We start from the raw sequence: 25,190 nt of genomic DNA, 5'->3' as shown, positions 1-25,190 counted from the left end.
AAAGTTTAGGGCAGGTAGTGCGAGATCGTTTCGATGATTTGCTCGGCGACATCGGGTTTAGAGCCAGTTGCATTCGCAACGATTTGACCTTTCCCACTCACAATCGTCACATTTGTATCAACATTCCCAAATCCAATACCATCACCTACTTGGTTAATAACAAGCAGGTCTGCTCCTTTGCGTTTAGCCTTTGCGATCCCGTAGTCAATATATGTCTTTTTTTCATCGCCAGTTTCGGCGGCAAATCCGATTACACATTGATCTTGTTTCGCACGATTGATAGCAATTTCGTGTAAAATATCGGGATTAGCTTTTAGTTCAATAGTTAAAGACTCTCCACGTTTTATCTTTGTAGTGGATTGATCAACGCGGAAATCTCCAATTGCTGCTGCCATAATGACGACATCGGCTCGCGGAGTTTGACGAAGCATAGCATCGTGAACATCGAGCGCTGAGACAACTGGGATGACATCAATATCTGGAGCACATCTAGCAAGAACATCAGCACTGAGGTTAGCAGCAACAAGGGTAACGTGGTGCCCTCGAGCCCGCGCGGCATTTGCTAATTCGACGCCCATAATGCCGGTTGAATGATTGGCAATATACCGGACAGGATCAATAGCTTCATGCGTCCCTCCGGCAGAGATCACCCAATTTTGACCTGTTTCAGCCGGCTGAGCCGGTGTCCCAAAGCCGCGTTCAGTGAGGATATCAATCGCTCGCTGGGCGATGTCCTCCGGCTCGCTCATCCGGCCCGGTCCAATATCAGATCCCGTGAGCTGTCCAGTTTCAGGTCCGATTAGTTCCCATCCATGGCGCCGCATTGTTGCAATGTTGTCCTTGGTAGCAGGATGCATCCACATTTGGGTATGCATTGCCGGAGCAATAAGCCGAGGACACGTGGCAACAAGGGCGGAAGCCGTTAAAAGATTATCTGCCAAACCGTGAGCAAGTTTCGCAATAGTATTTGCCGTTGCCGGAGCTATCACTAAAAGATCTGCTTGAGCTCCGGTATTAACGTGAACAACATCGTTGGCATTTTCTGAAACATCGACGTGTACACGATTCCCTGAAATTGCTTCCCATGTAGTTTTACCTACCATGTCTAACGCGGCGTGCGTTGGGACGACGACGACATCTGCCCCCCATTGACGTAGTCGTCGGATCGCTGTTACAGCCTTATAAGCAGCGATACCTCCGGTCACACCGAACAGAATCCTAGGGGCGGCATGAGACAAGCCCCCCGATTGGGAGGCTCGTTGGCTCACGTTTTTGCTGTTCATTACTCGCGGGTAAACTTCAGCTTATCGTCAGCAACTTCTTGAAGAGCAACTGAAAGTGGCTTATCTTCAGGGCTTGACGACACAAGTGGACCAATGCTGGTGATATTACCATCACCAGACTTGAGTTCTTGGCGATAGGAATTGATTTGACGCGCACGAGCGGCACCAAAAACAGCTAGTGTGTACTTAGAATCGACCTTTTCTAGCAGGTTGTCGATTGCCGGAGACGTAATGCCCTCCGGATTAGCGGTTGTTCCAGACATATGTACCTCTTTACAAGTGGGTTGGCCGGTTCTTATACAGAACTTCAGTTTACCGTGGATTGCGAAAAAATTTGCAGTAACTTAGCGGTGGCATTAGCCACTGTATCGTTAACGATAACATCATCGAACTCGTCTTGAGCAGCCAATTCCGTGCGCGCTGTAGCTAATCGCCGTTCTTGTTCTTCTTCGCTTTCGGTTCCTCGTCCACGTAACCGCGCTTCAAGCTCTTCCCATGATGGCGGCGCAATAAATATCTGACGCACCTGAGGCATTGATTGGCGGACTTGACGGGCGCCGTCTAAATCAAGCTCTAAAATAACATTCTTCCCTTGGGCCATTGCTTCTTCAACAGGTTTTCGGGGCGTTCCATACCGATGAATTTTATGAACCACAGCCCATTCAAGCATTCCGTCGTGCGCAACTAAATCATCAAATTCCTCAGCAGAAACAAAAAGATAATGAACTCCGTCAATCTCTCCAGGACGCGGAGCCCTCGTAGTTGCAGAAACTGAGTACCACAAATTCGGATCTTGCGCTAACACTTCTTGTAGAATTGTCCCCTTGCCAACGGCAGTAGGGCCACAAACAACAAAAGCATGCCCTTCTAAAATAGTCATAATTATTATGGTGCCAGAGTAAAGATAGCGTGTAAAACATACGCTCGTCGGTGTGAGCCGTTACCCAAGCAACTCTATAAGAGATGCGCGCTGGCGGTAGCCTAATCCACCAATACGGCGCGAGGCAGCGATCCCGATCTCTTCCATAATAGATTGTGCTTTAACTTCTCCTATTTTTGGAAAAGCGAGAAGAAGATCTAGTATCTTCATCCTAGCGATGGCTTCATCTTCACCTGCTGCACTAAAAACATCTATCAATTGGCAACTGCCTTCTTTAATAGCTTGTTTGATTTCCGCGCGACGCTGACGTGCCAGTCCGGCCTTTGCTAGAGCAGCTCGGCGCTGTTCGTTAGTCAAATGTGGGATCACCATTACTCTCCTTTGAGCATACAGACAGTTGTATTTTACCTCACAAAAACTAATTTCGGGTAGAATATTATTTCTATATCCAGAAGAACACAGCAAAGGCCGGGAAGACTATCAAAGTCATCCCGGCCAAGAATCTTAGCGATATTGGCTAAAGCCCCGCTGTCTCAGCAGACCTGATTTCTGCGATTCGATTGAGTACACCCATCGTGAATCCAACAGCTTTATCAGTAGAGAAATCGCGTACAAGTGACGTAATTTCTTTAACCACAATAGCTACTGGGACGTCAAGGTACATCAACTCAGTTGCGCCGATTCGTAACAAGCTACGATCAACGACACTCATTCGAGATAGTGCCCATTGCGGCGAAGCTGCCTCAATCATCGAATCAACATCGTCAGCCCATTCACTATAGGTCGAAACGATAAGCTGACCGTACTCCTGAATAGGTTGCTGGGCTGGAGATATCTGAATACGCTCAGCTAAAAGCTGTGGCAGATCTTCACCAGTACCACGTACATCAGCTTCGTAAAGAACATCGAGAGCACGCTGGCGTTGTAACGAGCGTCCTTTACGACGATTATTCCGACGCTCATGCTTTTGCTGTTCAGTACTCATCAGGCGCGGTTAATGTACTCGCCGGTACGGGTATCAACCTTGATCTTGGTTCCTTGCTCCAAGAAAAGTGGGACTTGAAGCTCATAACCAGTTTCAACAGTTGCTGGTTTTGTGCCAGAATTTGAGCGATCTCCTTGAAGACCAGGCTCGGTGTATGTAACTTCCAAAACAACTGAAGCAGGCAGTTCAATGAAGAGCACTGCCCCGTCATGCATAGCAACAATGGCGTTAGAGTTTTCTAACATGTAGTTCTTCGCATCGCCAACGATGTCAGCACTAACCGGAAGCTGCTCGTAGTTATCAAGATCCATAAAAATGAAGTCAGATCCATCATTGTACAAGTACTGCATATCTCGGCGATCAACCGTTGCCGTCTCGACTTTAACTCCTGCATTGAATGTCTTATCAACATTCTTTCCGGAAAGAACATTCTTTAATTTCGTACGTACGAATGCTGGTCCTTTGCCAGGCTTAACATGCTGAAATTCGACAACTTGCCAAAGCTGGTTGTCAATCTTTAGCACCATGCCATTTTTGAGATCGTTTGTGGTTGCCACGTTGTTCCAATCTATAACGTCAATGATTCCTCTTGGATTTTAACTGTTTTTTATCGCAAACTCGCTTAAGACGCGTTATTTATGAGCATAATTACGCGTTGAGCCACAAGCTCACCGGCTTCTTGAGCATCATAACGTGATGTATCGATCATTTCATCAGCATGTTCGCGATAAACTGGCATCCGCCGAGCTAACTGTACGGACAGCTCTTTACGCGGCAAAACTATTGTTGTTACCCGCGGGCCAGATAAACCAAGACGTTTCATTAGTTGGTCAATACCAGCTTCTAACCCGACAACTAAGACAACGTCTAAGCACCGCAATTTTTCTAATTCTTCTGAAAGATCTCGATATTCGAAAAAATCTGCCGGTAGCGCTAATGCAAATACACTATCTGATTCGCTCGCGATATCGTCGAACAACGCTCGTACTATCGAAGCCATAACCTGATACCGCAGATGCGAATCAACCACGGTGTACATATCCGCCAAACTCACCTCAAGAGTATCAGCAACCATCAGATCAACATCGCCAGCGGTGAAGCCTGCTTGAGCCAACGCACGTACTAGCGTCGTTTTTCCTGCTCCATCCGGCCCGATAATAATAACTGATTGCATTATTGAATCTGCTCCCAAGCAAAATCTAACGCCTGAATGTCTGGATCTTGGACAATATGCATGGCACGATCCTGATCAACGACAACGAACCGTAGCTGTCCATCGCGTACTTTTTTATCGACACGCATCGCTTCTTCAACCTGGTCTCGCTTACCGATCGCATACGTCGTCGGCAAACCTATTTTTTTCAATATTTGACGCTGCTGGTCAATCAACTCAATTGGCGCAAAACCTGCATGAACAGCCAATGCGGCAGCGAAAACACAGCCTACTGCAACTGCATATCCATGTTTCCATGAATAATTTTCGACCCGTTCAATAGCATGCCCCAGCGTATGCCCATAATTAAGAACCTCACGCAGTCCCGTTTCGCGCAAATCTTGGCTAACCACCTCAGCCTTGACCCGAATCGAGCGCGCTATAAGATCTTGCAACGAATAGTTGGCGGATTCAAGCATAGTAATGATCTGGTGATCAGCGATAAAACCACATTTGGCAACTTCAGCAAGTCCACTGATTCGTTCAACTTCAGATAATGACGAAAGCACATCGGTATCACAAAAAACCTGAGAAGGCGGCCAAAAAGTTCCTACAAGGTTTTTCCCCTGCCCAGTATTGATAGCAGTTTTTCCACCCACTGCAGCATCAACCATCGCTAATAAAGTCGTTGGAACACAAACCAGACGCACACCGCGCATCCATGTTGAAGCAAAAAACCCAGCTACATCGGTCGTTGCTCCCCCACCAACTGCAAGAACGACACAATCCCGGCCAAGATGTGCCTGACCCGCAATATCCCACAACTGATCCACGACAGTACGAGACTTAGCAGCCTCCCCATCAGGAAGCTCAAAAGCAAGTGAACGCAGGCCAGCATGAGATAAGTGCTCATCAATCCGGCCAACAAAACTCGTTAAGTTTGGACTATGAATCAAAAAGACTTTGCTTGCTGGGCGTAAAGCACGCACAATTTGTGGCACCAAATCACTACCAACAACAACCTGATAAGGATCATCTCCATCAACTTTAACTATCGTCTGTGGCCTGCTCAGTCTATCTAGTACTTGTCCCACAACCACATTGAGCCCCCGGTCATCAGACATAACAATTTCAGAGGCAACTTCATAGTAAAAAGCGCTACGTTCGGAACGTAATCGCGCTACCGAACCAGCAATATCGTCGCCTAAAACTGGACGAACAGTACGCGATCTACGCAACCGAGCAATAAGAACATCGTCGTCGACGTCGATAAAAATAACCCGCTCTTGTGCCAATAATTTCCGTGTGCGTGGATCTAATAACGCTCCGCCTCCAACGGACAAAATGCCATCCCGATGCTCACAAGCTTCCCGAATAACATCGTGCTCAACGTCGCGGAAATGATGCTGGCCAAACTGCGCAAAAATATCAGCAACAGCCATCCCAGTTTTCTGCGTAATGAGCCGATCGGAATCAGCAAATGGTAATCGTAATCGATGCGCAACAATCCGCCCAACGGTTGTTTTACCGGCACCTGGCATGCCAACAATAACCGCACTAAGAGTCATGATCCCATCTTTCCAAGATCAACCATATGCCGCTGAATATCATCAAGCGTGTCCCCCGAAGATCGCTCCAGTAAGGCAGCAGCTAATGTCAATGCCATCATTGACTCACCAATAACAGCCGCTGGAACAATAGCTGTCGTATCTGAGCGTTGATGGTTAGCGGTGGTTAGTTCCTTCGTGTCAATATCAACTGTACGCAAGGCATGCGGCACAGTCGGAATAGGTTTAACTGCGATACGCGCTACCACAGGCTCACCATTACTCATCCCGCCTTCAATGCCGCCAGCACGATTCGTTACCCGTGTATATTTACCGTTACCGTAAATAATCTCATCATGCGCCTGTGAACCGTAGACACGAGATTGTGCGAAACCATCACCGATTTCCACACCTTTAACAGCAGGAATCGACATAAGGGACTGAGCTAACTGTCCATCTAGTCGATCTTTCCACGTCGTATAGGATCCTAAGGCCGGGGGCACATTCCATGCCACTATTTCAGCTACCCCGCCAACTGTATCCCCTTGACGGTGAGCTCGATCAATTTCGGCCATGAATTCTACTTCTAAGCTGCTATGAGCAGTTCGCATCAAAGACCTTTCAATCACAGGACAATCCTCAGGCGTAATAACGGCTGACGGGGCACTCCGCTCCCCCACGCCAACGACATGCCCAATAATTTTAATCCCCGCTACTTGTTCCAAAAAGGCCTTGGCAACATATCCTGCCGCTACCCGAGCAACTGTTTCGCGTGCTGAGGCCCGCTCCAAAACATTACGCGTATCATCAAAACCAAATTTGAGTATGCCAGTTAAATCTGCATGCCCTGGACGCGGTTTAGTAAGTCTCTTATGACGAGCGAGTTCACGACTATCGCCCTGACCATCTGCCTGACGAAGGAGCATAGGATCTACTTGATCCGGATCCATGACCACTTCCCACCGTGGCCATTCACTATTAAGAATTTCAATAGCAATCGGACTGCCAAGAGTTTTTCCATGCCGTACACCAGCAATAAATCGGCATTGGTCTTGCTCAAACTTTTGACGAGCACCCCGGCCGTAACCAGTTCGGCGTCGTGCTAATTCTGCTCGCAAGCCGGCAGTTGATACAACGATTCCTGCCGGCAGCCCTTCAACTAACGCCACTAGTTGCCGCCCATGTGACTCGCCTGCTGTACTCCATCGCATCATATAACCGATTGTGCCAAAGAAAAGGAAGTTGTGCTCACCCAAATCACCCAGGAAGCTCCTGTGATAAATGGCCCAAACGGAATTACAGAGGAAAAATCCATCCGCTTGATCGCCAAACCACCAATACTCATCACTCCGGCAGCGGCAATAGACAAGACTAAAACAGCTAGTCCACCAAGGCCATGCCACGCAATAATGGCCATAAACAACCGCACATCCCCCATGCCAATCAGTTGTCCGTTACTGGCAGCGGAAGCCAACCACAGCGGACCGCCAATACATAAAGCCAACAATCCTGCATCTATCCACCAGTTAATATCTGCCCAATGATGCCATAAATGAAAAGCCAAAGCGATGCCCAGCGCACAATTTGATAGCCAGATGAAAAGTTGGTGAGTGTAGCAATCAATCACCGCATTCCAAAACAATAGTGCATAGAAAACTGCCGGTAATAAACAGAAAAAATTACCGTGGACAATCGTGGCTAAGGTAATTGTCATCAGGGCTACCGCACCACTTACAGCGTGTGCTCGTTTCACTATCGACCTATTCATAACAATGAATTGTACGAATAATGAATTAGTGATGAAGAATGTTATCCACAGCCTGCTTAATAGTTAACAGCGTAAGATCTTGGCCAGTTGTCACGACAACCAGTTCACGCATGTAACGGCAAATAAAATCGTCGAAAAACTCCTGTTTATCGGGTGTCCTTTGCCCACGATAGGTTCTTATGAGAGCAGCTGGCTCTTCCTGGCATAAGACGCGTTCACGAATAGACTCGGATGTATCAATAACTACGTCGGTCTGCTTAAAAAGTACATCTTCTGCGCGGATAACACGAATATCACTGCCTATTTTATGTGCTGCGGCAACTGCGCTTCCGGGTCCACCTAACGGATCAGTGACGACGACGATCTCCGACGCACCCAATTCAACACCAGCGGCAATTGCACTCGCCGCTAAATAATGACCCCCAAGAATAACGAGCCGAGAAATCGAAGACACGTGTCTGCGGATAACGGGAGCTAGAGCGCGCGAAGCGACTGCAAAACCGACTAACAGCGAGGTTGCACCAGTTGGCTGACGGACGACCACATCACATGCGCCTATGAGTTTAGCCATCCCGTCACGTAGATCTATCCGATGAGAGAAAACAGGCGTACTAACGCACCACAGTGACTGCACATGTGAATCTGCAACCAGCGCGTCGATATCGTCTTGATGGTACACCGCGCAATCTATGTCGAGTTCGGTAGCGATATCACGCCACCACGACTCACCAATAATTGCGTGCGTCATTAGTTCTTTTGATGTTCGGAATACCACTTACGCAAAACTTCGACATTCTTAGAATGATCATCGATATTGTTTGCGAAGAGCGTCTCGCCGGTATCTAGGTTTGTCGTAACGAAGAATAGCCAATCTCCAGCAGGAGGATTGATACTCGCTTCGATCACATCACGGCTCGGATTGGAAATCGGGTAAGGCGGTAAACCGGCATGCAAATACGTGTTGTATGGATTGTCATTTTGGAGTTCATCCTCTGTTGGAATACCACCAAACTTACCCACACCATACATGGTGGTTGAGTCCATCTGAAGTTTGCCATTGACCTGCGTAGTATCGACCAGCCGGTTCTCAATCACCCGCGCGACTTGGCCGTAGTATTCTGGCCAATTCACTTCACGTTCCACAATAGAGGCAACGATAAGCGTACGTTGCCATGATTCTCGTGGTAACTTCAGATCTTCCAGATCGCGAATACGATTTTGTACCATGTCCGACAAAATATCTTTGGCAGTCGCATTTGTAGCAACCGTATAGGTAGCGGGCGCGAACCAACCTTCAGAATTACCATTAGCTTCAGCGGGCAAACCGATAGCCGCTGGATCATCAGCAATTCGTTGAACATCCTCAATAGGTGTATTCATAACGTTAGCGATTCGTTCTACGATTTGTTTTTTTGCAAATCCTTCTGGAATCGTAATCTTTAGCTCCGCCCGGCTTGCTGGATCAAGAAGAGCTGACACCGCTCCTTGGCCAGACATTTTAGACTTTAACCGATAGGAACCAGGTTGGATCGAAGCCGAGCGCGGATCGGAATTGAATGCGTCAATAAATGCTCGTGAGGAAGCGACAACATCTTTCTGAGCGAGAATTTCAGCCATCGTCGAACCTGTTGCACCTTCTGGAATCTGGACAATGACTTCCCCAGAGCCAGGGCCAGCATAGTCAGTGACCGACGAAGAGCTCAGTACACTCTTCACATGCGGCACAGCAACGACGCCCGCAGCAACAACTAGTACACAGGTTACGAAGAGCACTAAAGCGGATCGAATCCGCTTTTTACGACGAAGCGCGCGACGAGCTCTGGCAGACTGCCTGCGCTGCGATTCCAGACGTGTGAATACTTCAGACACTCAATTCTCCTGAATCTCTACAAGCTCCCCAGGAGGAGCCAGTGTCGAACGCTCTTGCGCTAATGCGCTTTCTAAAATGATAACTGCTGCAACCTGATCAATAACACTTCGATGAGTGATTTCTTTGCGACCAGCTTGGTGAAGGAGGCTGTGAGCACTCACCGTACTCAACCGTTCGTCAACTAATCTTACCGAAACTGGATAGATACGTCGGGCAACTCGACGTGCCCAACGTCGAGCATTTTTTGCGGACTTTCCTTCACTACCATCCATATTTAATGGTAACCCAACAATTACTTCAAGCGCATCAAGCTCATGCACAAGAGAAATAACTGCAGAAAAATCATCTTTGTGTCGCTGGAAAGTACCCACAGGCGTGGCGAGGATTCCGGCCGAGTCGCTGCGAGCAACACCGACCCGAACCTCGCCTACATCAACAGCTATTCGAGCACCTGTACGCATATATTCCTTGCCGTTAGCGTTGCTGAATGGCCGCAGAAATTGCATCAAAAGCAGCAGAAATCTTACTGCTGTCTGTGCCGCCTCCTTGGGCCATATCTGGCTTTCCACCGCCACCACCACCAAGTATTTTGGCGGCCAACGAGACTAACGCGCCTGCCTTAAGTGCCACGCTACGAGCTCCATCATTCGTAGCGATAACAATGGTTGGGCGTTCCTTAATGACACCGGTCAAAGCTACCACGGCAGGACCATCTCCTAAACGTTCCCGCAGATTGGTGACTGCTACTCGAATGTCATCGGCAGAAGCAACCGCTCCAAGATCATGAGCAATAAGTGAAACTCCACCGAGATCACGACGCTTATTAAGAACAGCTGTTAGTTGCGAAAGAACTTTTTCTTTGCGCAACTCAGCAAGCTCCTTATCAGCATTTTTCAAGCGATTGAGTAACGTGTCAATATGTTCGGGCAGTTCTTCTGGGCGAACATGAGTGAGTGTTGACAGCTGCGAGAGAAGAGCGCGTTCACGCGCTTCAGCAGCATATGCGCCCTGCCCAACTAAAGCTTCAATACGACGAACTCCAGAGCCAATAGAAGATTCGCCAAGAACACTGACCAAACCGAGAGCACCAGAAGCCTTCACATGGGTACCGGCACACAGTTCGCGAGACCAGTCACCACCGATGGATACAACGCGCACGTTAGAGCCATATTTCTCTCCGAATAACGCCATCGCTCCCAAAGACTTCGCTTCGTCAAGTGACATAATCTGGTCGGTAACGTCAAGATTATCTTGCAGTCGTTCATTGACGCGTGATTCAATATCGTGCAAAATCGTTGCTGGCACTTGTTCCCCATGACGGAAGTCAAAACGGAGCCGTGATGGAGAATTTTCCGAACCAGCCTGGGTTGCTTGTTCTCCCAGATACTCGTGTAATGCCTTGTGAACCATGTGGGTTGCAGTATGCGCCCGGGCAATCTGTTCGCGGCGGGTAACATCGATAGCCGAATGAACAGCATCATTTAATGCAATCGTTCCTTCGGTAAGTGTGCCGCGATGGACAAATAACCCTTTAACTGGCATTTGAACATCAGTAATATCAACAATCCCGCCGCCAGCGACAGTGATTGTGCCATGATCAGCAAGTTGCCCACCTTGCTCTGCCCAAAATGGAGTCTGGTCAAGAACAATGTCAATTTCGGCAGGAGCTTGTGCTACTGGAACCGAAACACCATCTCGTAAAATTCCAACAACTTTACCGTCTGCCGAATAGTCCGTATAACCGAGGAAGTGGGTGTCTCCACCTTGGCTTTGAATCTCATGATAGACCGTCGCGTCGACATGGCCAGTCTTCTTTGCTTGCGCATCTGCGCGTGCACGATCCTTTTGTTCTTGCATCAAACGCCGGAAGCCAGCTTCGTCAACAGAAATACCTTTTTCGGACGCCATTTCCAGCGTAAGATCAATGGGGAAACCGTAAGTATCGTGCAAAGTGAAAGCAGCATCTCCTGGAAGTTGCATTCCAGCTTTCTTTGCTTTCTTGGCTGCCTGCTCAAAAATCTGAGTGCCAGACGTTAAAGTACGACGGAAAGCTTGCTCTTCGCTATAAGCGATCTGAGAAATTTGTTCAAAATTACTTTCGAGGACAGAATAAGAGTCTTTCATCGCATCCTTAGCAACCGGCAACAATTCCGGATAAGCAACATCGGAGTAACCCAAGAGCCGAACGGATCGAACTGCACGGCGAATCAGACGACGCAGAACATATCCTCGTCCGTCATTACCCGGCCGGACTCCATCAGCAATGAGCATAAGCGAAGACCGCACGTGATCAGCAACAACTCGCATTAAAATATCAGCATCTTCATTATTGCTATAGGTTTTCCCCGTGATACGCTCCACTGCCTGAATGACCGGATAAACCTCATCAATTTCATACATATTCTTCTTACCCTGTAACAGGTAAGCAATACGTTCAAGCCCCGCGCCAGTATCAATAGCGGTTTGATCTAGCTCACCAAGAAGAGGGAAGTTCTTTCCTTCGCCTTCTCCTCGCAAATACTGATCAAAAACGATGTTCCAAATTTCTAGGTAGCGATCACCACCGGGATCCACTGTGCCACCTACTGCTTCGGGACCAAATTCTGGACCACGGTCATAGTGGATTTCTGCACATGGCCCTGCAGGCCCAGGTTGTCCAGTAGACCAGAAAATTTCTTCGCGCTTCAGTTTCACGATATGGTGAGGATCTAAACCGATGACTTGCGTCAAATGAGCGAAAGAAACATCATCCTTTTCCCAAATCGTCACCCATAAACGATCCTTTTCAAGACCATAACCGCCTTCACCAACAGATGATGTTAGCAGTCCAAAAGCGAGATCGAGCGCACCTTCTTTAAAGTAATCGCCAAAAGAAAAATTTCCACACATCTGGAAGAAAGTTCCATGACGGGTGGTGCGTCCAACGTTATCGATATCGTTGGTACGAATACACTTTTGTACCGAGGCAATACGCGGATACGGGGATTTCTCAGTGCCGATGATATACGGCGTGAAGGGAACCATACCAGCAATGGTGAAGAGGATCGAAGGATCCGGTGAAATCAACGAAACAGATTCTGCAATATGGTGGTCATGCTTCGCGAAGTAATCCAACCAACGTTGACGAATCTCAGCAGTGCGCATTATGAATATTCCTTATGAAAACTTTGCCGTGGGATTACGACAATACTAGCTAGTAGTTTACCGGGCTTAAGCCAGCTGTGACACACCTTAAAGTGTGGTGGTCTACACGATATAAAAACGCGCCACAGCATTCACTGCGGCGCGTTTTACTAAATCTAAGATCAGCGAGAGTAGAATTCGACGACCATCTGGACATTACAGGTGATCGGAACTTCAGCACGCTTTGGCCGGCGGATAAGCTCAAAGCGGAGCTTCTCTAGTTCAACCTTGAGGTACTCAGGAACAGCAGGCAAAACGCTTGCATGTTGACCCTGTGCCGCTGCGAGGAACTGAGCCGAAGCTTGCGAACGTGGCTTAACCTGAACAACCTGACCTGGCTTTACACGGAAAGATGGACGGTCAACGAGCTTACCGTCAACCAAGATATGACGGTGAACAACTACCTGGCGAGCCTGAGCAATTGTGCGAGCAAAACCCGCACGCAATACTAGCGCATCAAGGCGCATCTCAAGAAGCTCAACGAGGTTCTCACCAGACATACCATCAATACGGCGAGCTTCATCCCAAACCTTACGGAGCTGAGCTTCGCGGATGCCGTACTGTGCACGCAGACGCTGCTTTTCCTTCAAACGAACCGAGTAATCGGATTCCTTAACGCGGCCACGACCGTGCTCACCTGGACGGTATGGGCGGCGCTGCATGTAACGCTCTGCCTTAGGGGTAAGAGCAAGGCCAAGTGCACGAGACTTACGCACTAGCTTACGGGCACGATTAGTTGCCATAATATTTTCTCCTGTCGATAACATAGCGCTTAGCGTTTTGCTAAGCGGGGCCACCATTGACGGCTAAGACCCCAGGTGTCATGCGAACACAACCCGTCTAGAATAGCACGCTTACGAATCTAAAATCTTGTTTATCCGTTCAAGTCGGGACGTGATTTGAGACTCGAAACCACGATTTGTTGGCTCATAATACCGGATGCCGTCTAGTTCATCAGGCAGATACTGTTGTGCAATAACACCTACTGGATCATCGTGCGGGTAACGATATGTAGCGTCCTTATCTATGCTCCGGGCAGCGATCTGTGAAGCAGTCACACTCTGGTCACGTAAATGAACCGGAACAGATCCAATATTGCCAGCACGAACATCTGCTAGTGCCGCGTTTATTGCACTATAAGCCCGATTTGATTTTGGTGCAGTGGCAAGATGTACAACTGCTTCTGCTAAAATAATACGCCCCTCAGGCATTCCCACTAAAGCAACAGCCTGGGCAGCTGCCGTGGCAGTTTGCAACGCTGATGGATCGGCCATGCCAACATCTTCAGCTGCACTAATGATCAGCCGGCGAGCAATAAAACGAGGGTCTTCTCCAGCTTCTATCATGCGCGCAAGATAATGCAATGCCGCGTTAGCATCCGATCCTCGAATGGATTTGATAAACGCAGAAATAACATCGTAATGTTGATCGCCATTTTTATCGTAACGCACCGCATAGACGTCAACCGCCTGCTCGACATCACGTAACGTTATTTTTCGATTACCGGCCGAGCCAGCTGCTTCTAAAATCGTTAATGCACGCCGTCCATCTGTGCCAGCAAGCCGAATAATATGTTGACGTGCATCGCCGTCAAGCTTAACGTGTCCGTCGTACCCTCGCTCATCGCTCATCGCTCGATCTAGCAACACGCCAATATCGTCCGAATTCAATGGATGCAACGTCAGTAAAAGCGAACGAGAAAGTAGAGGTGAAATAACCGAAAAACTAGGGTTTTCTGTTGTTGCAGCAACTAAAATAACCCATCGATTTTCAACTGCTGGCAACAATGCATCTTGCTGCGACTTAGAAAAACGATGCACCTCATCGACGAATAATACCGTTTCCTCATCGCGAGTTCGGAGTAGGTTCTTCGCCTCTTCAATAACCGCACGAACCTGTGCAACACCGGCTGAAACGGCAGATAGTTCCACAAAATTCCGCTTTCCAGCACGGGCAACTAAATAAGCAAGAGTGGTTTTACCAATCCCTGGTGGCCCCCAGAGAATAACTGAACTCAGAGTACCTCTCGCCCCTGGCTCAATCAATCGGCGTAACGGCTGCCCTTCACCAAGCAAGTGGTTTTGACCGACAACTTCAGATAACGACGTCGGCCGCATACGAACAGCTAATGGTGCACGCGCCTGGTGACTATTTCCTGTTTCAGACGATTCAAAAAGATCCACACCTTTAGTTTACGTTACGGCGTATCAACATTCGTCCTGAGCAGAAATGCCCTAGCCCTCACCACTGTAACGTAATCTATGACACAATTAAAATATGTTTGAGTGGTTAGGTAAACGTGTAACAAGTAAGCCAAAGACTGTTGTTGTCATCTGGCTTCTTATTGCTATTATCAGTGCAGCTGGAGCTTTTTCCGGTTTTGGCTACGGTAACTTATTTGATCGTATGTATTCGTCGGAATCTATGATTCCCGGATCGGAATCAGATAAAGTTCTTGAAGTTGCTGGAGCAGGCGGTCAGGGCGAAACCATCGTTGTTCTTGTAGAAAACATTTCCCCTGAAGCCGCTCTGGACGAGTTAACGCAATTTCGTGGAAATATCGAACATTTACCCCACGTAGCACAGATCAATGATCCGATCAGCGTCGATACCCAATTCCGGGAACAAATAACAAAAAATATCGATGACGCCGTTAACCAAGCATTAGTTGATAACCAACCAACTATTGACGCTGCTATTGAGCAAGCTCTCCAAAGCTCTGCCGACGTTCTTGCAAACGCTCGAGCTCTTGGCGGTCCCGTAGCCGAAGAAAGCACCCGACAAGCTATTATTGCGCAAACCACTGAAACTGTTAAAAGCACTATCGTCCAGCAAGCTCGCGATATTGCTAGCGAGCAAACAAAAGGTATTGAAAATCCCGCGCTGTCATTTACCTCAGCACAGAACTTCGTCATCGCTATTACTCTCGAGCCCGGTCACTACTCCGATACAGTAGCGGAAATAAACAACGCTGTTACCACATTCAGCGATAAATTATCAGTCCATAACTCCAATATCAAAGCTGGAGCCCTATCCACTACCCTAGCAAAAAATGCTATTTTAGAGCAGACAGAAAAAGACCTTATTACTGGTGAAATTGTTGGACTGCCGATAGCCCTTATTTTACTGGTCATCGTATTTGGTGGAATCATTGCAGCAGGTTTGCCACTAGGTTCTGCAGTGGTTTCGATAGCCATCGGACTGGGCGCGGTTTGGACCATCACATTCCTCACGAACGTAGACAATTTCATACTCAATATCGTCACCCTCATCGGACTCGCATTATCAATTGATTATGGCTTACTGATCGTCTCTCGCTATCGTGAAGAAATCGGACATCGAATTACTGATCTTTCATCTCCGAACCTTGGAGATAAGATCGTTGGCGCCGTTCAAACCACCATCGAAACAGCTGGACGAACTGTCGCGTTTTCTGCACTAACAATCGCCTTCGCGATTAGTGGTTTATTAGTTATGAATGCCCCTATGCTACGAATGATTGCAGTAGGCGGGGTTATCGTTACTATTTTGGCTGTAGCCAGCGCAATTACCCTTGTCCCAGCACTTATAGTACTAGCCGGTACCAAGATCGTTGGTCCTACGAAATTATCAAAGCTACCGATTTTACGGACTCTCTTTACCCACTTTGGTGACGCCACTTCTGATAGCGGCGCTTTTTCTTCCTTGGCCCGATGGGTACACCGCCGACCATGGCCTGTCATGGTCTCGGTGTTCGCGCTCCTTGCAATTATCGCAGCACCAGTATTTACGATGACATTGCGCTCGAATTTCATCGAATACTTGCCAAGCGACTCTCGCGAAAAAGAGGTGTTCGAGGTTGTTGAGCAAGAATTCCCTGCATTCTCAACACCGGAAGGCACCGTCTTTGCAAAAACTGATGAACGCAATGCCTCTGCCCTGACAGAATGGATTGAGTCATTCCCCGATGTGACCAATGTTCGAACCCCAATCGAAATAAACGATGGCATACTTATCGGGTTCGACGTCGATTCCGCCGATCCAGTAGGACCGAAGGTCACTAACGTTGTCAAAGAAATACGAGAGCTCCAGCTCGATTATCCGTACTATGTTGGAGGCGCAGCAGCGTTACAGATGGACTTCAACTCTTCAAATAGGGTCGATGCTCCGTTGGCGCTAGGAATAGTCGCGTTGGCAGTGATTATTTTGCTGTTCTTTATGACAGGCTCAGTCATAGCTCCATTTACTGCGCTATTCATTAACAGCTTGTCCTTGCTGGCTGGTCTTGGCGGAGGCGCTTTCATTTTCCAACATGGCTGGTTTGGTCTGCCGCAAACACAAGGCCTTGAAACTTTCGTTGTAGCTTCCGCTGTTGCATTCGGTTTTGGGCTTGCTATGGACTACGAAGTATTTTTATTGGCTCGGATAAAAGAGTACTGGGACGCCGGTGAGCCTAACGATCTTGCTGTAGAACATGGACTACAAAGATCTGGGCGAATAATTACTTCAGCCGCCGCCATTATTATTGCGGTATTTATCGGCTTTGTATTCGGAGATCTCATAGCAGTAAAACAGATTGGTGTTGTACTGGCGCTGATTGTGATCGTTGATGCTACATTTGTCAGGCTCTTACTAGTTCCGGCAACCATGACTATCTTAGGAAAGTGGAATTGGTGGTCGCCTGCTCCACTACGCAAACTCTATAACCGATTCGGGATACGTCACTAACCAAGTTCTTTGAAAGCTTGCCGTTGGGCATGGATGAGAGCACCCCCGTGAGTGATGCCTAGCCTTCGATAAAGACGTCGTGCATTATTATTCCATGCCCACATACCAAACTGAACACTTGTATTACGCTTAAGGAGCTGGTTAACCGCGCCCACCATCACAGCTCCGCCATATCCGTGCTGACGATAGTCCGGATGGGTACCTAATCCGTGAAGATAAGCACACCCTTCACGCTCTTCATATCCTAAAACAGCTACGATTCGGTCATCGGAAAAAATAGTAAACCACGAAAGCGAGTCGAAGAAATCTAGAGCATCGGAAATGGGATTTGACATTTCCAAGACCTGAAAAATCTCGTCCCGATAGGATGCTATTCTGGAACTTCCTAGGGCTACCTCAACCACATCGTGGGAACTGTGAACTGGGTTTAAAGGTTTATTAACATAATAAAAATCCCATGCCCAGCCAAATGAAGGACCTAGATATTCTTTGATATCAGTGGGTAATGCGTCTGCGATTTGTTGAGTCATTAGCGTTAATGATGGGCGAGCAAATGTCCGCTGAATATAACTAATATGTTTTATCGCAGGTTCGATATCACCAGCAATAGTAAGCGTTAGTACATTATCCTTTAGCCCTAAAATAACACCAACATTACTATCTTCTACATGATACACCGGGGTGATGTCACGCCATTCGTTAACTACGCTGAGCGTCCAAAACGGACTACAGAACATGAAGATGAAGCCTAATCCATCTGCCTATTTTAGTAGTGTGATACCACAACTGTTCCCATTGGGGCCCAGTCATACAACGTGTGAGCGTCATCAACAGCGATATTAACACAGCCGTGTGAGCCATAGGCTCCAGCGTGATAGCCAAATGTCTTGAACCAAGGCGCTCCGTGTATGGCGTAGTCACCGTGGAAATACATAATCCATGGAACGTCTTTGGTCTCGTATGGCGTACCATCAAGATTAGTTCCCCGCATAGTTTGCTTTTCCATCTTGTGCCACACTTTGAATGTTCCAGTAACCGTCGGTGTATCAGTAGCTCCAGGAACGAGCAAAATTGGCCCGACAACAGCTTTAGCGCCCTCATATCCTACGACGGTAAAGTTTGAAAGGTTAACATCAATCCACTTTTCACCCTCGGCTGCAGGATAGGCAAGCTCCTCAGCGCCCGGTGCAATTAGACGGTCTTCCCACTGCTTTTCACCTTCGGTGATAGTAATTGATGCAGAAACGGGCGTTTGCGCATTCATCCCATCAATAATTATTGAAACAACATCATCAAGATTACTGACTGTCCGCTTCCCAACCGGCTCAGTGGCAACACGAATGACGTCACCTGCTGAGTTCTTATACCGGACTCCGACTACTTCTTCGCCTTCAGCTTCCTTCGTATTTTCAGTGACCCAAGCAGTCACAGTCTCTTTATTGAGTTGCAAATCATCGTCATCGAAAGTAACCCATGAAGCTTTTGTGGGCGCATCAGCGGTGATAACATCATCACCTACTGTGATGGATACTTCGTCATCGATTAGTTGATTTGCACGATCTGCAACTTTTTCTAACTGCTCAGTAGATGCCAAAGCTTTTAGCTCGGTTGTTGTGACCGTGATAGGCAAACTTTTTTGCGCCGTTGCAAGAGCTTTTGCTACTCGTTTAATTTCATCAACAGAAACTCCATGACCATCGGTGCCAGGAATTACCGAAAAAACGCCATCCTGGGCTTCAATTTTCGGTTCCGTTGGGATTGCTTGAGAATTCTGACCTTCCGTTAACGAGTACGCGAAATCAGCCAGCGTACTCTCATCAGCGAAGGTAAGAACGGGATCGATTCTCGACGAAGAAAAGATTGACGAAAGATAGCCGAACGCAGAACGACGCTCGTCAACAGCCTGTTGAGCTGTTTTAGAGGTATTAATTTCGGCTCCCATTGAAGCAAGGTTAGCGGTTACTTGATTGACTCCGTCTCCACTAATGTCGGCTGTTATTGTTGTTGCATTAGACTTCAGCTTCGCTTCTATCTCTGCTTTACTCATTCCGCCAACATTGAGTTCACCAACGTGGGTGTGAGGCAGTGCCCTACCGGAGATCGCGAAATACCCAACGAATGTGAGTGTTGCAATAATAAACACACCCAACACGCCGATAGATCCAAAAATCGCTAACCGTTTTTTCGTCATCTTTGTCCTCAACATAATCGTTTACTATGGTGTTTGGCGCGCAGGTGACGCGCGCCAAACACCAGTAATTGAAAATGTTACTACTTTGTTTCGGCCTTTTCTACGCGACCATCGTTGGGCGTGTTTACTTCTTCCTTCTTCTTTGGCTTAGCATCCACGCCAGCCTCTTTACGCTGTTGTGGCGTAATAGGCGCTGGAGCGTCAGTCATCGGGTCCCAACCATTGCCAATCTTCGGGAATGCAATAACGTCACGGATCGATGGTGCTTTCGTTAGCAAGGCAACGATACGGTCCCAGCCAAAAGCAATTCCACCATGCGGCGGTGCTCCGAACTTGAACGCATCTAATAGGAAACCAAACTTCTCTTGAGCCTGCTCAGCATTCAACCCCATGACTTTGAAAACGCGTTCTTGTACGTCACGACGGTGAATACGAATAGAGCCGCCACCAATTTCGTTACCGTTACAGACGATATCGTAAGCATAAGCTAGCGCATTGCCAGGATCTTGATCAAACTTATCGAGACACTCTGGCTTTGGCGATGTAAATGCGTGGTGCACCGCAGTCCATGCACCATCAGCAACTGCAACATCTCCTTCAGCTTCGGCTGCCTTTGTGCTCTTAAAGAGTGGAGCATCAACAACCCACACGAACGCCCAGTCATCTTCATTGATCAAGCCACAACGCTTACCAATCTCCAAGCGTGCTGCCCCGAGAAGCTCACGCGATGCACCTGGTTCACCCGCAGCAAAGAAAATACAATCGCCCTTGTTAGCTCCGGTGATAGCCATCAGGCCTTCGCGCTCGGCATCTGAAATATTCTTCGCAACAGGACCACCGATTGTTCCGTCTTCAGCTATGGTGACGTAAGCTAGCCCCTTAGCGCCTCGTGCCCTGGCCCATTCTTGCCACTTATCAAATGTACGGCGTGGCTGTGAAGCACCACCAGGCATGACAACAGCACCAACGTATTCGTTTTGGAACACACGGAACGGAGTGTCTTTGAAATACTCGGTTAGATCAACCAGCTTTTGCTCAAAACGCAGATCAGGCTTATCCGAACCATAGTTTTCCATGGCATCTTTGTACGTCATATGTGGGATTGGCGTATTAAGTTTGTAACCGATTAAACCCCAGATCTCACGCAATACGTCTTCCGCAACAGCCATCACGTCTTCTTGTTCCACAAAGCTCATTTCCACATCAAGCTGAGTGAACTCAGGTTGCCGATCCGCGCGGAAATCTTCATCACGGTAGCAACGTGCAATCTGATAGTAACGCTCCATACCAGCGACCATCAATAATTGCTTAAATAGCTGAGGAGACTGAGGCAACGCATACCACGATCCTGGAGCCAAGCGAGCTGGCACAATAAAATCACGTGCGCCTTCCGGCGTCGAACGAATCAGTGTTGGCGTTTCAATTTCCACAAAGTCATGACCATCAAGCACTCGACGGGCAGCCTGTGAAACCTTAGCACGCAAGCGAATTGCATGTTGCTCATAGGAACGCCGCAAATCTAGATAACGGTACTTTAACCGAGTTTCCTCGTTTACCGAGCCAGCATCTTCAGCTGCATCAGAAACTTGGAACGGAAGTGGAGCAGACGGATTAAGAACTTCAACCTCAGTTGCTTCAACTTCAATCTCACCGGTCGGGATTGCCGTATTCGCATTTCCTTCCGGACGTTCAATAACAGTGCCAGTTACTTTGACAACATATTCAGAGCGTAGCTCATGCGCTACTTCAGCACGAATTGTTACTTGAGCGATTCCAGAAGCATCACGTAAATCAATGAAAGCAATACCACCGTGATCACGGCGACGATCTACCCAACCAGTCAAAGTGACGATGGAACCAATATCTTCTTTGCGCAGGGATCCTGCCATACGAGTGCGTAACACGCAATCCTCATTTCTCTCTTGCGATGTTCATCCGCGAGACGAGCGGACTACAGTACGCCACGAGACGGGTGACGTACACATCTCTCAGTCTACGCCTCCCCGCTACATACGCACGGGGATAGCCGACGGGGTATACATCACGATTTCATCCTGCCATTGTTGGCATAAATCACGTTTCCTATCGGCACTGGTCTCCCTAAATCTCCCCAAGGTATGTAAAGATGATTTCTATGACGAGTGCATCAACCAATACTTCCGAAGTTCGCGTTTCACGTAATCTTGAGCGCTGGATCCTCATTCTGGCTATTGTCTTCATTTCGCTTGCTGCCTTTCAGACTATGGCAGCAACAACGGCAATGCCATATATCGTAGAGATTCTTGGCGGCAAGCATTTATACGCCTTGGCAGCCGGTATTGTTTTCGCTGCGCAGCTGATGACTACTGCCCTATCTGGCCCGTGGGTAGATGCGCGCGGTCCCAAACCTTCATTTTTCACCGGAGCTGCACTCGCAATGGTGGGGCTAACGATCGCTGCTCTCGCACCAAATATTGAAACCATCGTCATCGGTCGCGCCTTGCAGGGCCTTGGTTCTGGCCTCCTTGTTGTACCGCTATACGTTTTAGTAGGCAACTTTATAGCTAAAGAACGCCAACCTCGTTATTTTGCAGCCTTCGCAACTGCGTGGGTAATTCCTTCGCTTGTTGGCCCATTCCTCGCCGGTGTATTGGTTGAATACTTGTCATGGCGCTGGGTTTTTGGGTTCACACCAATAATTTTCCTCCTTACTGTTCCCTTGGCCTGGTCACAGTTCAAAGCCTTACCAGCACATGACAATCGCCAACCGTTGCGTGCGTTAAATACCTTCTACCTTGCAAGCGGAGCAAGCATCGGCATCGGAGCACTGCTCGTTGCTTCATCTAACAATGGTCATCCGGATCTAAAAACTCTTGCGCTCTTAGTTATCGGCATGATTCTCGTGATCGCCTTTGCTCCTTTACTTTTACCTGAGGGAACATTTAAAGCTCGACGAGGCGTACCCTCAACTGTTCTTTTACGCGGGACAGCAAATGGTTGCCTGATGGCAGTAGAAATATATTTGCCACTTATTTTGAAAGAGCTTCACGGCTGGTCCGCCACCCGTGCTGGTTTCGTTCTGACGATGTCTGCTATCTCTTGGGCACTGGCTTCCCAACTTCAAGGCAGAATTACCTCAGAAAAACGTCGCGCACGTATCCCGTACATCGGCATCGCTATGCAGCTGACTGGCACTCTCATTGTTTTCCCTGCAGTATTGCCTTCAGTGACTGGAATCGTAGTACTCATCGGATGGTTTATTGCTGGTTTTGGATTGGGCTACCTCTACCCTGCTTTAACTGTCCATGCTCTTGCACTCACTCCACTCCAACGTCACGGTGAAGTTTCTGCCGCATTACAAATTGCAGATACCTTGGGAGCAGCTTTCCTCATTGGCATTGCAGGTATCGCCTACGCGATATCTCATGGACTGGGAGCATTTGCTTACGGAATCCCGATCTTAATCATGCTAATAATTCTTATTGGTGCCATGGCATTAACAAACCGAATCCAGCCCGCCAACGTGTGATGGCACACGGTAATCCATCTCACCGTTGTCCTTACTAACTTTTTACGCGAAAACTATTACAGTTGTAGGTGCGCAAGTCTTGCGCCAGGCCCGCTAGTGTTTGCATGGGGATTTTCCGCGGGCTTATTCGATCTACGTTTGGAATATCTACATGGCTGATGCCACTACTTTTGCTAACCTGAACCTACCAGAAGAACTTCTCAATGCAGTTACTGATCTAGGTTTTACAACACCAACTGCTATCCAAGAGCAAGCAATTCCGTTGCTTTTAGAAGGACGTGACGTCTTAGGCGTCGCCCAGACCGGAACCGGCAAAACTGCTGCTTTCGCACTTCCAATGTTGGCACACGTCGATGCGCATAACCGACAGGTGCAAGCTCTTGTTCTAGCACCTACCCGCGAACTAGCCTTGCAAGGCGCCGACGCAATTGAAACTTTCGCTGCTCAAACTGGCGGTCTCGACGTCGTCGCTGTTTATGGCGGTTCGGCTTACGGCCCACAGCTGGGAGCACTTCGCGACGGCGCTCAAGTTGTCGTCGGTACCCCTGGCCGTGTAATGGATATGATTGATCGTGGTGCGTTAGACCTCTCAACAATCCGTTACTTTGTTTTAGACGAAGCTGATGAAATGCTACGCATGGGCTTCGCTGAAGATGTTGAGAAAATCGCTTCCGGTTTGCCACAAGAACGCATCTCAGCTCTTTTCTCCGCTACTATGCCGAAGCAAATTCGGTTCGTCGCTGAAAAGCACTTAAAGAATCCAGTGGAAGTTCAGGTTTCTTCACCGAGTTCCACCGTCGATACAATTACTCAAACCTATGCGGTTGTCCCAACCCGTCATAAGATTGGCGCATTAGCTCGCGTGCTCGCCACAACCGAAGCAGATGCTGCGTTAGTTTTCGTGCGCACTCGCGCTACCGCAGAAGACCTTGCCATTGAGCTGACCACCCGTGGCGTACAAGCTGCAGCTTTGTCTGGCGATGTCGCGCAAAAAGATCGTGAAAAACTCGTTGATCGACTTCGCCATGGATCTATCGATGTTCTCGTGGCTACTGACGTGGCTGCTCGTGGACTAGACGTCGAGCGTATTGGATTGGTCGTTAATTTCGATATTCCTCGTGAAGTCGAAACATACGTTCATCGTATTGGACGTACCGGGCGCGCTGGCCGAGAAGGTACCGCACTTTCATTCGTCACACCGAAGGAAAAGCAACGGTTACGCCGAATTGAAAAGGTTACGCATACGCACATGAAACAGGTGGAATTACCAACACCTGCTGAAGTTTCTGGACTACGTGCCCGTAAACTCCTTGCCCAAGCGGTAGAACGCCACAGTGTTGGTCGCCTACATGTTTATGACGAGATTATTTCTGAATTTGTTGCCGCACAAGAAGATGCTCAAAGCGACGGCATGGAATTACTCAGTCTTGCCGATCTCGTTGCTGCGCTACTTGCGTTGGGTGTTCGAGATCCGGGACCACAGTCTGGTGACGAACCAGATAAATTAACAGTCGGTTTTAGTAACGACGACGATCGACGCGAACGTCGTGGCCGGCGTGACGATCGCGGGGGTCGCGAAGATCGTGGCCGCCGATCCGATCGCGGAGGATTTGACGAACCTGGAACTACTTACCGAGTTGAAGTTGGCCGGCGTGACGGTGTAGCTCCTGGAGCTATCGTTGGAGCGATGACTAACGAGGGTGGCTTACGAGGTTCTCAGCTCGGTAAAATCGACATCTTCCCGTCCTTCTCTCTCGTTCATGTCAGCAACGAACTCGATACAGCAACACTACGTCGAATTGCTAAAGCTCGAGTTTCAGGACGCACATTAGATATCACAAAAGATTCTGGTCCACGGGGTGGTCACCGTTCATTTGATGACAACAGTGACGAAGCCGGATTACGTAAGTACCGTGCAGATCGTAAATTTGGCGAGGAACGTTCCCAGCGTCGTCATTCGCAACCTGATCGCCGTGGATCTTTCAAAAAGTTACACCGCAAAGGTAGCTGGACTTCTGACCGTCGTTCCTATCAAGACTCTTACTAAGATTTAGTTTGGTAAGTCAGTTTTAGGGGGCATAACGATTAATCGTTATGCCCCCTAAAACCGCATTA

The 25,190-nt window shown here is 48.2% G+C and carries 22 protein-coding genes; 3 read left to right on the top strand and 19 right to left on the bottom strand.

Features of this window, described 5'->3' with window-relative positions:
• Window positions 1-5: 5 nt before the first annotated feature.
• From coaBC to HC352_RS03990, 16 genes are all read right to left on the bottom strand, one after another.
• Entirely contained in the window at window positions 6-1,283 is a 1,278-nt protein-coding gene (coaBC, locus tag HC352_RS04065; protein ID WP_168917701.1) for a bifunctional phosphopantothenoylcysteine decarboxylase/phosphopantothenate--cysteine ligase CoaBC, read from the bottom strand.
• Window positions 1,283-1,546, bottom strand: coding sequence for a DNA-directed RNA polymerase subunit omega (gene rpoZ, locus HC352_RS04060; protein WP_168917700.1), 264 nt, complete (start codon window positions 1,544-1,546; stop codon window positions 1,283-1,285). Before rpoZ ends, coaBC begins: the two co-directional genes overlap by 1 nt.
• 44 nt (window positions 1,547-1,590) lie before the next feature.
• Entirely contained in the window at window positions 1,591-2,163 is a 573-nt protein-coding gene (gene gmk / locus HC352_RS04055) for a guanylate kinase (RefSeq protein ID WP_168917699.1), read from the bottom strand.
• 60 nt (window positions 2,164-2,223) lie between these two features.
• Window positions 2,224-2,535, bottom strand: coding sequence for an integration host factor, actinobacterial type (mihF, locus tag HC352_RS04050; protein ID WP_168917698.1), 312 nt, complete (start codon window positions 2,533-2,535; stop codon window positions 2,224-2,226).
• A gap of 145 nt (window positions 2,536-2,680) precedes the next feature.
• Window positions 2,681-3,148 carry a transcription antitermination factor NusB gene (gene nusB / locus HC352_RS04045; RefSeq protein ID WP_168917697.1) on the bottom strand — a complete coding sequence of 156 codons (468 nt, stop codon included), beginning with the start codon at window positions 3,146-3,148 and terminating at the stop codon, window positions 2,681-2,683.
• Window positions 3,148-3,705, bottom strand: coding sequence for an elongation factor P (efp, locus tag HC352_RS04040; RefSeq protein WP_168917696.1), 558 nt, complete (start codon window positions 3,703-3,705; stop codon window positions 3,148-3,150). The genes nusB and efp overlap by 1 nt, the downstream gene beginning before the upstream one ends.
• A gap of 65 nt (window positions 3,706-3,770) precedes the next feature.
• Window positions 3,771-4,322, bottom strand: a complete 552-nt coding sequence (locus tag HC352_RS04035) for an AAA family ATPase (protein WP_168917695.1) — start codon at window positions 4,320-4,322, stop codon at window positions 3,771-3,773.
• On the bottom strand, window positions 4,322-5,869 hold the full coding sequence (gene aroB / locus HC352_RS04030) for a 3-dehydroquinate synthase (RefSeq protein WP_168917694.1): 1,548 nt from the start codon (window positions 5,867-5,869) through the stop codon (window positions 4,322-4,324). Before aroB ends, HC352_RS04035 begins: the two co-directional genes overlap by 1 nt.
• Window positions 5,866-7,062, bottom strand: a complete 1,197-nt coding sequence (gene aroC / locus HC352_RS04025; protein WP_168917693.1) for a chorismate synthase — start codon at window positions 7,060-7,062, stop codon at window positions 5,866-5,868. The genes aroB and aroC overlap by 4 nt, the downstream gene beginning before the upstream one ends.
• Window positions 7,059-7,601 carry an A24 family peptidase gene (locus tag HC352_RS04020; RefSeq protein ID WP_168917692.1) on the bottom strand — a complete coding sequence of 181 codons (543 nt, stop codon included), beginning with the start codon at window positions 7,599-7,601 and terminating at the stop codon, window positions 7,059-7,061. The genes aroC and HC352_RS04020 overlap by 4 nt, the downstream gene beginning before the upstream one ends.
• A 40-nt stretch (window positions 7,602-7,641) precedes the next feature.
• Complete coding sequence (locus tag HC352_RS04015; protein ID WP_168917691.1) at window positions 7,642-8,364, bottom strand: hypothetical protein; 723 nt, start codon at window positions 8,362-8,364, stop codon at window positions 7,642-7,644.
• Window positions 8,364-9,485: an endolytic transglycosylase MltG gene (gene mltG / locus HC352_RS04010; protein WP_168917690.1), complete on the bottom strand. Its 1,122-nt coding sequence runs from the start codon at window positions 9,483-9,485 to the stop codon at window positions 8,364-8,366. Before mltG ends, HC352_RS04015 begins: the two co-directional genes overlap by 1 nt.
• Window positions 9,486-9,947 (bottom strand): Holliday junction resolvase RuvX, encoded by a 462-nt coding sequence (gene ruvX / locus HC352_RS04005; protein ID WP_168917689.1) that lies wholly within the window; start codon window positions 9,945-9,947, stop codon window positions 9,486-9,488. It lies immediately after the preceding gene.
• A gap of 13 nt (window positions 9,948-9,960) precedes the next feature.
• Window positions 9,961-12,630, bottom strand: coding sequence for an alanine--tRNA ligase (gene alaS / locus HC352_RS04000; RefSeq protein WP_168917688.1), 2,670 nt, complete (start codon window positions 12,628-12,630; stop codon window positions 9,961-9,963).
• 161 nt (window positions 12,631-12,791) lie between these two features.
• Window positions 12,792-13,412, bottom strand: coding sequence for a 30S ribosomal protein S4 (gene rpsD, locus HC352_RS03995; protein WP_168917687.1), 621 nt, complete (start codon window positions 13,410-13,412; stop codon window positions 12,792-12,794).
• 111 nt (window positions 13,413-13,523) lie between these two features.
• Entirely contained in the window at window positions 13,524-14,852 is a 1,329-nt protein-coding gene (locus HC352_RS03990) for a replication-associated recombination protein A (protein WP_211080715.1), read from the bottom strand.
• A 94-nt stretch (window positions 14,853-14,946) separates the two neighbouring features.
• On the opposite strand from HC352_RS03990, the gene HC352_RS03985 reads away from it, so the two are divergent.
• A complete protein-coding gene (locus HC352_RS03985; protein ID WP_168917686.1) occupies window positions 14,947-17,376 on the top strand; it encodes an MMPL family transporter in 2,430 nt (809 codons plus the stop codon).
• Here HC352_RS03985 and HC352_RS03980 read toward each other — a convergent pair.
• From HC352_RS03980 to aspS, 3 genes are all read right to left on the bottom strand, one after another.
• Window positions 17,373-18,113 carry a GNAT family N-acetyltransferase gene (locus HC352_RS03980; protein ID WP_168917685.1) on the bottom strand — a complete coding sequence of 247 codons (741 nt, stop codon included), beginning with the start codon at window positions 18,111-18,113 and terminating at the stop codon, window positions 17,373-17,375. The genes HC352_RS03985 and HC352_RS03980 overlap by 4 nt on opposite strands.
• Before the next feature lie 29 nt (window positions 18,114-18,142).
• A complete protein-coding gene (locus HC352_RS03975; RefSeq protein WP_168917684.1) occupies window positions 18,143-19,567 on the bottom strand; it encodes a L,D-transpeptidase in 1,425 nt (474 codons plus the stop codon).
• A gap of 80 nt (window positions 19,568-19,647) precedes the next feature.
• Entirely contained in the window at window positions 19,648-21,471 is a 1,824-nt protein-coding gene (aspS, locus tag HC352_RS03970; RefSeq protein ID WP_168917683.1) for an aspartate--tRNA ligase, read from the bottom strand.
• Window positions 21,472-21,701: 230 nt separating this feature from the next.
• On the opposite strand from aspS, the gene HC352_RS03965 reads away from it, so the two are divergent.
• Complete coding sequence (locus tag HC352_RS03965) at window positions 21,702-23,075, top strand: MFS transporter (RefSeq protein ID WP_211080714.1); 1,374 nt, start codon at window positions 21,702-21,704, stop codon at window positions 23,073-23,075.
• A gap of 151 nt (window positions 23,076-23,226) precedes the next feature.
• Window positions 23,227-25,122, top strand: coding sequence for a DEAD/DEAH box helicase (locus tag HC352_RS03960; protein WP_168917681.1), 1,896 nt, complete (start codon window positions 23,227-23,229; stop codon window positions 25,120-25,122).
• The last annotated feature ends 68 nt before the right edge of the window (window positions 25,123-25,190 follow it).

Source organism: Arcanobacterium buesumense (assembly GCF_012563545.1).
Classification (GTDB): Bacteria; Actinomycetota; Actinomycetes; order Actinomycetales; family Actinomycetaceae; genus Arcanobacterium; species Arcanobacterium buesumense.
This window is presented reverse-complemented; position numbering and strand designations above follow the sequence as displayed.

Bases quoted from the DNA above. Each gene is read 5' to 3' on its own strand.
- coaBC (WP_168917701.1), bottom strand. From the start codon at position 1,283: ATGAACAGCAAAAACGTGAGCCAACGAGCCTCCCAATCGGGGGGCTTG.
- rpoZ (WP_168917700.1), bottom strand. From the start codon at position 1,546: ATGTCTGGAACAACCGCTAATCCGGAGGGCATTACGTCTCCGGCAATC.
- gmk (WP_168917699.1), bottom strand. From the start codon at position 2,163: ATGACTATTTTAGAAGGGCATGCTTTTGTTGTTTGTGGCCCTACTGCC.
- mihF (WP_168917698.1), bottom strand. From the start codon at position 2,535: ATGGTGATCCCACATTTGACTAACGAACAGCGCCGAGCTGCTCTAGCA.
- nusB (WP_168917697.1), bottom strand. From the start codon at position 3,148: ATGAGTACTGAACAGCAAAAGCATGAGCGTCGGAATAATCGTCGTAAA.
- HC352_RS04035 (WP_168917695.1), bottom strand. From the start codon at position 4,322: ATGCAATCAGTTATTATTATCGGGCCGGATGGAGCAGGAAAAACGACG.
- aroB (WP_168917694.1), bottom strand. From the start codon at position 5,869: ATGACTCTTAGTGCGGTTATTGTTGGCATGCCAGGTGCCGGTAAAACA.
- aroC (WP_168917693.1), bottom strand. From the start codon at position 7,062: ATGATGCGATGGAGTACAGCAGGCGAGTCACATGGGCGGCAACTAGTG.
- HC352_RS04015 (WP_168917691.1), bottom strand. From the start codon at position 8,364: ATGACGCACGCAATTATTGGTGAGTCGTGGTGGCGTGATATCGCTACC.
- ruvX (WP_168917689.1), bottom strand. From the start codon at position 9,947: ATGCGTACAGGTGCTCGAATAGCTGTTGATGTAGGCGAGGTTCGGGTC.
- alaS (WP_168917688.1), bottom strand. From the start codon at position 12,630: ATGCGCACTGCTGAGATTCGTCAACGTTGGTTGGATTACTTCGCGAAG.
- rpsD (WP_168917687.1), bottom strand. From the start codon at position 13,412: ATGGCAACTAATCGTGCCCGTAAGCTAGTGCGTAAGTCTCGTGCACTT.
- HC352_RS03985 (WP_168917686.1), top strand. From the start codon at position 14,947: ATGTTTGAGTGGTTAGGTAAACGTGTAACAAGTAAGCCAAAGACTGTT.
- HC352_RS03980 (WP_168917685.1), bottom strand. From the start codon at position 18,113: ATGTTCTGTAGTCCGTTTTGGACGCTCAGCGTAGTTAACGAATGGCGT.
- HC352_RS03975 (WP_168917684.1), bottom strand. From the start codon at position 19,567: ATGACGAAAAAACGGTTAGCGATTTTTGGATCTATCGGCGTGTTGGGT.
- HC352_RS03965 (WP_211080714.1), top strand. From the start codon at position 21,702: ATGACGAGTGCATCAACCAATACTTCCGAAGTTCGCGTTTCACGTAAT.
- HC352_RS03960 (WP_168917681.1), top strand. From the start codon at position 23,227: ATGGCTGATGCCACTACTTTTGCTAACCTGAACCTACCAGAAGAACTT.